Origin of the sequence: Synechococcus lacustris str. Tous (genome assembly GCF_003011125.1) — a bacterium.
GTDB classification, from domain to species: Bacteria; Cyanobacteriota; Cyanobacteriia; order PCC-6307; family Cyanobiaceae; genus Synechococcus_D; species Synechococcus_D lacustris.
This window is the reverse complement of the sequence record NZ_PXVC01000091.1, coordinates 1-8,015: the sequence shown is the minus strand read 5'-3', so window position 1 is coordinate 8,015 and position 8,015 is coordinate 1. Positions and strand designations below refer to the sequence as shown.

Annotated in this window: 8 protein-coding genes; 5 read left to right on the top strand and 3 right to left on the bottom strand. The window is 49.3% G+C overall.

Annotation, left to right across the window (positions count from 1 at the left end):
- The 4 genes from C7K08_RS12060 to C7K08_RS12045 form a co-directional block, all read left to right on the top strand.
- On the top strand, positions 1-257 hold a 257-nt coding region (locus C7K08_RS12060), incomplete at its 5' end, for a GMC oxidoreductase (protein WP_241537241.1).
- A 76-nt stretch (positions 258-333) separates the two neighbouring features.
- On the top strand, positions 334-639 hold the full coding sequence (locus tag C7K08_RS12055) for an ArsR/SmtB family transcription factor (protein ID WP_106500840.1): 306 nt from the start codon (positions 334-336) through the stop codon (positions 637-639).
- Between the two features lie 8 nt (positions 640-647).
- Positions 648-1,541, top strand: a complete 894-nt coding sequence (gene purU, locus C7K08_RS12050) for a formyltetrahydrofolate deformylase (RefSeq protein WP_106500839.1) — start codon at positions 648-650, stop codon at positions 1,539-1,541.
- 4 nt (positions 1,542-1,545) lie between these two features.
- Positions 1,546-2,814, top strand: coding sequence for an O-antigen ligase family protein (locus C7K08_RS12045; protein ID WP_106500838.1), 1,269 nt, complete (start codon positions 1,546-1,548; stop codon positions 2,812-2,814).
- Here the strand turns inward: C7K08_RS12045 and C7K08_RS12040 are convergent.
- Together C7K08_RS12040 and C7K08_RS12035 are read right to left on the bottom strand one after the other, a co-directional pair.
- Positions 2,801-4,567, bottom strand: coding sequence for a S8 family peptidase (locus C7K08_RS12040; protein ID WP_106500841.1), 1,767 nt, complete (start codon positions 4,565-4,567; stop codon positions 2,801-2,803). The two genes, C7K08_RS12045 and C7K08_RS12040, sit on opposite strands and share 14 nt — an antisense overlap.
- A gap of 277 nt (positions 4,568-4,844) precedes the next feature.
- Positions 4,845-6,215, bottom strand: coding sequence for a B12-binding domain-containing radical SAM protein (locus C7K08_RS12035; RefSeq protein WP_106500837.1), 1,371 nt, complete (start codon positions 6,213-6,215; stop codon positions 4,845-4,847).
- A gap of 306 nt (positions 6,216-6,521) precedes the next feature.
- Between C7K08_RS12035 and C7K08_RS12025 the strand changes: the two genes are divergently transcribed.
- Positions 6,522-7,772, top strand: coding sequence for an ATP-binding protein (locus C7K08_RS12025; protein WP_106500835.1), 1,251 nt, complete (start codon positions 6,522-6,524; stop codon positions 7,770-7,772).
- Here C7K08_RS12025 and C7K08_RS12020 read toward each other — a convergent pair.
- The coding region (locus C7K08_RS12020; protein WP_133165252.1) for a hypothetical protein at positions 7,767-8,015 on the bottom strand (249 nt) is incomplete at its 5' end. The two genes, C7K08_RS12025 and C7K08_RS12020, sit on opposite strands and share 6 nt — an antisense overlap.

Sequence of the window (8,015 nt, the reverse complement as noted above, 5' to 3'; positions counted from 1 at the left end):
AACCATGGCTAACGGCTAGTGCCGCCGGCTCCCAGGCGGTGCCACCACCCGGCTACTACATCCATGAATTAGGTGGTGCACCCATGGGCGATAACCCTGAGCGATCAGTGCTGGATCGTTGGAATCGTTTTCACACCTGCAGCAACCTGTTGGTTACCGATGGCAGTTGTTGGCCTAGATCCGGTTGGCAAAGCCCAACGCTCACCTCAATGGCCCTCACCAGGCGGGCTTGCTTGGCTGCTATCTCAAGGCAGTGATAGCAAGGGCTAATTCTTGTTCATTTCATCATTGCAAGCTGTTAGCATTGAATGATTCAGATGTTGGTTGACCTACATGGAGGCTTTGGCTGAATATTTCAAGGTTTTTAGCGAGCCCAATCGCCTCACAGTTTTGAGTGCTTTACAGGAAGGGCCTCGAAACGTAACCGCGGTTGTTCAAGAAACTGGTTTGAGCCAGGCGTTGGTTTCTAAACATTTAAAGCTACTTACGATTGCAGGTGTTGTTGCTAGAAAGCCRGAGGGCAGCCTGGTGTTTTATCAAGTGTTAGACCATGGTATTTTTAATTTATTGGCATCAGCAGAAAAGMATTTAGTTGCCTCGCGTGAGCAGCAACTTCAGGCACTTCGAGTTGCAATTTAGCACTTTTTATGAATTCACAAATAAATAATCAGCGAACCAATTTGCTCAGCAAAAAAGCAACGGCGATCTTTCAATTAATCTGCCCCGATCGCCCTGGTTTGGTGAGTGAAATATCGGGTTGGGTGGCAGCTAATGGGGGCAATATCCGCCACGCTGATCACCACACTGATGGCGGTGCTGGTTTATTTCTAAGCAGGATCGAATGGGACCTAGATGGTTTTGGCCTGCCCCGGGAGGCGATTCCTGCGGCGGCCACTGCTCTGGCCCAGCGGCTTGGTGGTGATGGCCAATTGCACTTTTCCGATCATCTGCCCCGAGTGGCCCTATTTGTTAGCAAGCAAGACCATTGCTTGCTCGATCTGCTCTGGCGCACTAAGGCTGGTGAATTGCCGATGCAGGTGCCCCYGGTGATTAGTAATCATCCGGATTTGCGGCAAATAGCTGAGGATTTTGGCGCCAGGTTTGAGCTGCTTGAAATCAATGCCGCCACAAAAGCAGAAGTAGAGCAATGTCAATTAGCTTTATTAAAGGAAGAAGCAATTGAGCTGGTGGTGCTTGCTAAATACATGCAGGTGTTAAGCGCTAATTTYTTACAGAATTTTCCAAARGTAATAAATATCCACCATTCCTTTCTGCCCGCTTTCACGGGAGCGCGGCCCTAYCAAAGGGCTTGGGAGCGTGGTGTGAAATTGATTGGTGCCACCGCCCACTACGTAACGGAAGATTTAGATGCAGGGCCGATCATTGAGCAGGCCACTGTYCATGTGAGCCACCGGGATGATGTGGAGGATYTAATCCGCAAGGGAAGGGATATGGAACGGCTAGCCCTAGCCCGTGCCCTGCGTTTGCATCTATGCCACCAGGTGATGGTTTCCCGYGGTCGCACGGCGGTGTTTGACTAGCTTGATGGGTTTTGCAGCAATAACAAACTGGCTGCGCTGCCAACGGCCYGCAGCAGCTACGGCCTCAGGCTGGATTGCATTTCAATTGGGCGTTTTGCTGCTGGCCAGCAGCCTTTTGCTGGCGGTACCCCCATTGTTTTGGGCATTGCTGCAGGGCAGCCGTTGCCATAGGCGGCCRTGGTGGAGCGACAAGTTAAATCGTGTATTTGCCTTAATTGCTGGCTTGATGTTGCTTAGTGCCCCCTGGGCCCATAGCGGTTGGTTGGCTTGGGTGGGTTTAGGTAATTGGCTGCCATTTTTTTGGGGCTTTTGGGGTTTTCAGCCCTATATGGCAACAGCTGCGGCAAGGAGAAGGGTGGCGCTGTTATTTATCGCTAGCACCATGCCGGTATTAATTACGGGTATTGGTCAATTRYTTTTCGGYTGGAGTGGCCCCTGGCAAGCCCTGGGTGGTTTATTGATCTGGCATATGGCGCCAGGTGGTATGCCACTGGGTCGCCTTTCTGGTTTATTTGATTATGCCAATATTACGGCAGCTTGGTTGTCATTTAGTTGGCCCTTATTACTTGCTGCTGCATTGGAAAGTTGGCGCCGCTTTCCCTGGYTGTTGCTGTTGGTTGTTAGTCATGTTGGCTGCCTATATCTCACGGATTCCCGTAATGGCTGGGGTGCAGCTGTGTTGGCAGTGCCATTGCTGTTGGGGCCAGGCCGWTGGYTGTGGTTGATGCCACTGTTGCTGCTATTACTGCTGCCGGTGCTCTTTGCAGTTTTGCCTGGGGTGCCGGAACTATTGCAAAACGGCTGCCGYTTTTTAGTGCCGGAAGCAATCTGGGTTCGCCTTAGTGATATCGCCTTTAGCGATCGACCAATGGCATCAACYCGCTTGGGTCAATGGCAGGTGGCGGCTGGTTTAGTGGCGGARAGGCCCTGGYTGGGTTGGGGCGCTGCGGCATTCAGCTTGATCTATCCAATGCGCGCTGGCGTATGGCACGGCCATCCCCATAATTTGCCCCTTGATTTAGCCATCAGCCATGGCATGCCAGCTGCTTTATTGTTGATTGCCGTGGTGTTGTGGTTGTTGTTACGTGCTACTTGCCTAGGTATTAATCAAGCTGGCTTATTTGAACGGGCCTGGTGGGCTGCAGTATTGATACTTGTGCTGCTTCATGCAACTGATCTACCCCTWTATGATGGCAGGGTTAATGTTGCTGGTTGGCTTTTATTGGCGGGATTACGGGCCGCCTGTTGGCCCCAGGGGTTTAAACCCAATTAATATTATTATTGCTCAAGCCAGTAATATTATTTAAAACTGCTATTAGCTCATCTTGATTRTTTCCGGTGGTATTGAGGGAGCCRTTRTTGTTGCGATCCCAATACAGTGAAAGGCTTCCGCTTGAAGYATTGAAGAGATAGCTGCCGCKCTTTARTTGCAATTTATCKTCTRCYAAGTTGAAGTCTKTAATGAGCGCATAATCAGCGTYGCCAAGGTTATTATTTTTGTAGTCGTTATAGAAAATACCTCGGCTATCTCCAAGTAGAAAAGTATCTTGGCCTGCTCCGCCTGTTAATRCATCAATTTGACCCWTGCCTAAGGCTWTTGCAGMAGTTCCTGTTTTTAGTACACCTGTAATGCTGTCGTTGCCAGTGCCCCCAGTGATGCTATCGCTGCCGTTAGTACCCCAAAGCGTTAGGTTTGTAACAGGATTTGGATCAGGTGAATTTTGTAATTTGGCTAAAGCGGCTGATACATCTAAGCGTCCACCACTAACAGTTTTACCCGCCAGTGATTGGGTTGCTGCTGTGCTRTTCAGCAATGCTTCCTTGAGCTGGGCGCCTGTGGCTTGGGGTGCCGCTGCAGCCAATAATGCCAAAGCACCTGCCACATGTGGRGTAGCCATTGATGTTCCACTGAGGCTGCCATATTTATTTCCCGGCAGAGTGGAAAGGATTGAGGATCCTGGAGCTGCAATATCTACATTAACTAATCCATAATTAGAAAAGCTTGAAAGCGCCCCAGAACTTGTTATTGAGCCAACTGCAATTACGCTATTATTTGAGTAGTTTGATGGATAATTAGCGATAACGTCATTATTATCACCAATGCCATCATTGCCTCCATTGCCGGCTGCTGCCACAAATAGCAGGCCTTGGTCATTTGCCCTTTGGATACTGTTAGCGAGGGATTGTGAATAGCCACCTCCTCCCCAGGAGTTATTTGTACTAACAAAGCGACTGCTTTCGCCTCTTGCCTCGGCTTGAATTTTAGCTGTTGTAAAGTAATCAATTGCCGCTACCGCAGATAAAAGRCTGCCACTACCGTTAGATGACATAAATTTTAAGGGGACCATTTGAGTTTGCCAATTAACCCCAGTTACGCCAATGGCATTACCACCCATTGCCCCAATAGTKCCCGCAACATGGGTGCCATGGCCATTATCATCAAATGGATCGTTGTCTTTGTTAGCAAAATCCCAACCAATTAAATCATCGATATAGCCATTGCTGTCGTTGTCTTTGCCATCTTCCCAGCCAGCACGGTTATCGAGTAGATCGCCTGCATCAATGTAACCATTTTTGTTCCAATCTATTAATTTAGTGGAGCTATTCGAAAGATTTTGGGAATCATTTAGGTCGCGAAAGCYAATTAAGCCATCRTTATTTACGTCTTTAAGATTACCAAAGAAACTTAGATTTCTGAGTTCACCTTGATTCAGCCACACATTAAGATAAAGATCTTGATGGGTGTAGTCGATACCTGTATCAACAACACCTGTTACTACTTTTGAACTGCCAACCAGATTTTTATCCCAGGCGGAAACCGCCTTTATCCCAAAGCCACTGGCCTGCATTCCCCACATCGAATTAATAMTTGGATCATTACTAATTAGTTGAATGYGCACCTCTTGATTTGGTTCRGTAAATATCACTTCTGGTTGTTTTTTAAAARCAGCTTGTAATTCTTTTACTTCCCTATTGCCCTGGCGATCCTTAACAAGTTCAAGCACTCCAGATCCACTTGCCTGCATTGCTTTGCTGTGAAAACTRCTGATAACTTCTGTATTCAGTTCAGCATGCACCGCCTTTCGCTCAGTTGCTGATGCTTTCTCACTCCACTGAACCAACAGTTCATTGTTTCTTATTTCATGCCTAGCTTGGTAAGCACTGTCTTCAGGAACCAATGGGTTGTTTGGCTGCAATTTCTTTTTYTKAACTATTGAGTTGCTTTTGGCTKGGATCTTGCCTGAAATTTTTGTGGCTTTGAAGCTTTCCATGGTGGGGTCGTAATTACTMSCAYTCTAAGCTTCAAAGGCCTGTTAGGGATGTATTGCGATGTTTAAGCAAAGTTGATTTKGGCAATGGCCCTTCCAGGTGRTCCCAGGGCAGGCATCTACTMGGCTGCCAATTSCCGTGGATCAGCTGCTGCCAGGCGGGTAGGGGAACGCCATGGTTTTGATTTTGGCTTGCWAGTTCTCKATAGGCTTTTTTCCAACCACCCAATTGTTCGTGATGGCCCCGCACCGCCACGATCACTGCAGCTAAACGCCGATCACTGCGGGAGATCAGGGTTTGGATCACACTCCAGCCATAACTTTCGGGTCGTAGCTCAATCCCCTTTGGTTGCAATCGTTTCGTTAAAAGCTTTAGGCGTTTTTCTGCCTCCGGCCTAAGGCCCTCCCATTGAAAAGGGGTGTGGGCCTTTGGTACAAAACTGCTTACGCCTAGGGAAAGGCGTAAGCCWGGCGTTGCTTTTTTTAGGGCTATTAATAATTCAGCTGTGGCTTCTATATCAGCATCGGTTTCAGTRGGTAAACCAGCCATGCCATAAAGCTTTAGGGCAGATAGGCCACCTTCTTTTGCATAGCGGGCAGCTGCAAATATCTCATCCGTTGCTAATTTTTTATTCACCACCTCRCGCATGCGTTCGCTGCCACTTTCGATTGCAATCGTGAGTGATTTACTACCGCGTTTGGCTAGTATTTYTGCTAACTGCGGCGTTACAGTGGCAGCTCKCACCGAACTAGCGCTAACCCTGGTGCCATCAAATTGATYCTGATTTAACCAGCTTAATAATTCACTGAACTGTGGATGTTGGGTAACGGATGCACCTAATAAACCAAGCCTTTTGGTTACCTTAAGGCCAAGTTCCACCGCTGGAATTAGGCCCTTATCTAAAGAGGGAGTGCGAAAAGGCAGGGTTAGGTAACTAGCGAGGCAAAACCTGCATAGTTCAGGGCAGCTGCGAACCACTTCCACCATATGGATTGATGGCCAGGCCGCCTCAGGTGTAATCACGCTGGAATGGCTAAGGGTGTTGCCGCGCCAGGTTTGTTTGCTAATCGTTGCTGGTATGCCAGCTTCTATCGGTTCAACTGCTATTAACTCCSCTGAATCGTTGTAGCKCGGTTGATAAAGGCTTGGCACATAGATGCCAGGCACTTTTGCTAGGGCCCAGAGGGGAATTCGTTGTTGCTCGAGAAGATCAAGCAGCACCGGTGCATCTAATTCCCAGCTGAGCGAGAGGCCAAATAGGTTGCAATGGCGGTGAGGTGGATCACCTTGATCCGTGAATAAACGCCGCACATCTAGGTCAGGGCGTTTGGCAAGGGTTGCCCACACCACCTGATAACCCAGGCTTGTGATCCCAACGCTGTAGGTGCTAGGGAAAGCCAGCACTGTTTTTAGTGCCCCCAGCTGCGGCTGGGCTGGTTCAAACAGCAGGGTTTCCTGGTTCAGGGTGTTAACGGGCTTGCGTTTGCCCCAGTTTGGCCTGGCGGCCTGGTTTGGGCGTTATTTCTGTAAGTGCATTTCCCAATCCTTGGTGGAGGCGATCGAAACAAGTGCCGAAAGCCAAGTAATGATTACTATTTCCCAGATCGCTTGCTTAATGATCTGGAAGATTGGCATTAAGCCATTTTCTGCATTGAAGTCTCGCCAAAAACCGCATTAGAATCTCGCCATTTACTGCATTGGGGAGCATGTATGGCGTTCTTTTATCGGCCCCGCATTGCTGACCTTGAATTGCGTTTCTGCCTTGCCGCTGCTGGTGCAGTGGTAATTGAAGGCCCAAAGGCCTGCGGAAAAACCTTGATGGCAAAGCAGTTGGCAGCATCCACGGTGCTGCTGGATGTTGATAACGCAGCCAGACAAGCTTTAGCGGTGGATCCTGCTTTGGTGTTGGCTGGTGAGCGACCGCGTTTGCTGGATGAATGGCAGGTGGAGCCTGCGCTCTGGAATTTGGTGCGCCGGGCGGTAGATGAAGTACAAGGGCCTGGTCAATTTCTGCTCACTGGCTCTGCGGTACCAGCTGATGATGTTGAACGCCATACCGGAGCGGGTCGATTTTCGTTTWTACGGCTTCGGCCCATGACCCTGCACGAAAGCGGCGCTGGCAAAGGCAGTGTTTCATTGGCGGCACTATTTAATGCTGAACCTGTTAARTGCGCTGATCCAGGCCTTGCAATTACGGATTTGGCAGAACTGATCTGCCGTGGCGGCTGGCCAGGTCAGCTTGAACAATCAACAGGGGCGGCATGCCGTGCTGCCCGCGATTATTTGGAGCAGGTAAAGCAGGTGGATCTCCAGCGGGTAGATACAAAACGGCGTGATCCGCAACGGTTAGCTTCATTGCTGCGATCGCTTGGGCGCAATGTATCCACCGASGTGAGTTTGGCCACATTGGCAGCTGATGTTGGCGGTAGTGATGGCCCCCTTGATCCCCGTACTGTGGCCGATTATTTGCAGGCACTAGAGCGATTAATGGTGCTTGAAAATCAACCGGCCTGGCGACCCCATCTGCGTTCAAAAGCAGCCCTTAGGCAGGCGCCAAAACGTCATTTCTGCGACCCCTCTTTGGCAGTGGCAGCTATGGGGGCAAGCCCAGATCGTTTGCTTAAAGATCTGGAATGGATGGGGTTTTTATTTGAATCACTTGTGATACGCGACCTGCGGGTGCTAGCGCAGGCGATGGATGGTGAGATATTCCATTACCGTGATAAATATGGTGTGGAAGTAGATGCAATCGTTCAGTTGCTAGATGGCCGCTGGGGTGCAATTGAAATCAAATTAGGAGTAGCTCAGATTGAAGCTGCAGCTCAAGGGTTACTGCATTTCCGTGAGCAAATTGATAGTCAACGCACAGGGGAGCCAGCTTTCTTAGCGGTGGTGTGCGGCAAGGGTTATGGCTATCAACGCCCCGATGGCGTTTTTGTGTTGCCGGCGGGTGCATTATGACTGATAAGCCTTGATTTGATCAAAATTTAGATAGCGATAGAGCTCTTGCTGGTTTGGATCAATTTTTTTTGCTGCCATCTCAAGGTATGTTTCTTTGCTTGGAATCCTGCCGAGTTGAGCACACACAGCGGCCAATTCAGCGCTACCTAAATACACCTGGGCGCCATCACCAAGGCGATTATTAAAATTGCGGGTGCTGGTGGAAAATACGGTGGTGTTGTTTTCTACCCTGGCCTGATTACC